This window comes from Nguyenibacter vanlangensis (assembly GCF_013376155.1).
GTDB classification, from domain to species: domain Bacteria; phylum Pseudomonadota; class Alphaproteobacteria; order Acetobacterales; family Acetobacteraceae; genus Gluconacetobacter; species Gluconacetobacter vanlangensis.
Map to the genome: position 1 here is coordinate 1 of NZ_JABXXP010000515.1, position 2,049 is coordinate 2,049.

The window sequence follows — 2,049 nt, forward strand, 5'->3', positions numbered from 1 at the left end:
AGGTCGCCGCGGTCGGGGATGACGTCGGGTTCGAGGGTGATGGCCACCGACTGGCCGGCGACCGCGGAGATCTGCGGCGCGGCATGCCAGCTTTCGATCGAGGCGACGCGGGCCACCGTGCCGTGGGTGCCGATCACCAGGCTGTCGCCCACGGTGACGCGGCCGCGTTCGATGCGGCCGGCGACCACGCGCTTGTTGTCGAAGCGGTAGACGTCCTGCACCGGCAGGCGCAGCGGCAGGTCGGCGCGGCCCGAGGGGGCGGGGACCTGGGCCAGGGCCTCGGTCAGGGTCGGGCCCTGGTACCAGCCCATATGGGGCGAGCGGGCGGCGATATTGTCGCCTTCGCGCGCCGAGGCGGGGACGAACAGGCTGGGTTCGATGTCGAGCTGGCGGAGCAGGGCAGCGACCGCGCGTTCGGATTCGGCGATGCGGGCCTGGTCGTACTCCAGCAGATCGACCTTGTTCATCAGCACGATCACGTGGCGGATGCCGATCAGGCGCAGCAGCATGGCATGGCGGCGCGTCTGTTCCTGCGCGCCCTCGGCCGCGTCGACGACCAGGACCGCGGCCTCGGCATCGGCGGCGCCGGTGATCATGTTGCGCAGGAACTGCCGGTGGCCCGGCGCGTCGACGATGACGAACTGGCGCGCGTCCAGATGGAAGGGGATGCGCGTCGAATCGACGGTCACGCCCTGATCGCGTTCGATCTGCAGGCTGTCGAGCAGGAAGCTCCACTCGATCTTCAGGCCGCGCTTCTTGGAGGATTCGACGATCTGCGCCACCCGGCCCTCGGGCAGGTTGTCGGTATCGTGCAGCAGGCGGCCGATCAGGGTCGATTTGCCGTGATCGACATGGCCCACGATGACGATGGGGGTGGCCGCATCCTGACGGGCCGCGATATCAATGCTCATAATTTGCCTCGGTCCGTCCGTGGGTCAGAGATAGCCGGCGACGCGCAGACGCTCGAACGCGTCCTCGGATTCATGGTCCATGGCGCGGCCCGCGCGTTCGGACGTGCGGGTGGTCTGCAGTTCGGCGATCACTTCGGCCACCGTGGCGGCGTCGCTGTCGATCGGGCTGGTGATGTCCTGGTCGCCCAGCGAGCGGTAGCGCTTGCCGTTCCTGGCGAAATAGAGATCGACCAGCGGGATGCCCTCGCGCTCGATATAGCGCCAGATATCGATTTCGCGCCACGCCAGAAGGGGGTGGACGCGGATATGCACGCCCTCTTCATGCGGGGTGGCGTACTGGTCCCAGAATTCGGGCGGCTGGTTGCGTACGTCCCATTTGTGGCTGGAGCCGCGCGGGCTGAAGATGCGTTCCTTGGCGCGGGTGGCCTGTTCGTCGCGGCGGATGCCGGCGATCACGCCCTCGAGCTTGTATTTCTCGATCATCGCGGCGAGGCCGGCCGTCTTGCGCGCGGCCGAGCGGGCGGCCGGCGGCAGGGTCGGATCGATTTCCTCGACCGGGGGGCACTCGCCCAGCAGCAGCTCCAGTTCCCATTTGCGCGCGTATTCGTCGCGGAAACGGTACATCTCGGGGAATTTCTTGCCGGTATCGACATGCATCACCGGGAACGGCACGCGACCGAGGAACGCCTTGCGGGCCAGCCAGAGCATGACGTTGGAATCCTTGCCGAGCGACCACAGCATGGCCAGCGGCTTCAGCTTCCGATACGCCTCGCGCAGGATGTAAACGCTCTGGGCTTCGAGTTGGTCGAGATCGTCCATGACGGGGGATTCTTTCAGGCGCGGTGAACGGGTGTGGCGGGCGGTGCCGGGTGTGGCGTCAGGCATGGATGCCGCATTCGGTCTTGGCCAGGCCGGCCCAGCGGCCGGCGCGCGCATCCTCGCCCTCGCCCACCGGGCGGGTGCAGGGGGCGCAGCCGATCGATCTGTAGCCCAGGCCGGCCAGCGGATGGCGGGGCAGGGCGCGGCGGGTCATCTCGGCATCCAGTTCGGCCGGGGTCCAGTGGGCCAGCGGGTTGATCTTGAGGCGGCCGTCCCGGGTGCGCTCGACGATCGGCAACTGGGCGCGGGTGGCGGCCTG

At 68.5% G+C, this 2,049-nt stretch carries 3 protein-coding genes; all 3 read right to left on the reverse strand.

What is annotated here, in order from left to right; translation table 11 throughout:
* Window positions 1–911, reverse strand: a 911-nt coding sequence (locus HUK84_RS16035; protein ID WP_176641177.1) for a GTP-binding protein, incomplete at its 3' end; no start/stop codon positions are given.
* A gap of 24 nt (window positions 912–935) precedes the next feature.
* Window positions 936–1,730 carry a sulfate adenylyltransferase subunit CysD gene (cysD, locus tag HUK84_RS16040; protein WP_176641178.1) on the reverse strand — a complete coding sequence of 265 codons (795 nt, stop codon included), beginning with the start codon at window positions 1,728–1,730 and terminating at the stop codon, window positions 936–938.
* Window positions 1,731–1,788: 58 nt separating this feature from the next.
* The coding region (locus HUK84_RS16045) for a phosphoadenosine phosphosulfate reductase domain-containing protein (protein WP_176641179.1) at window positions 1,789–2,049 on the reverse strand (261 nt) is incomplete at its 5' end.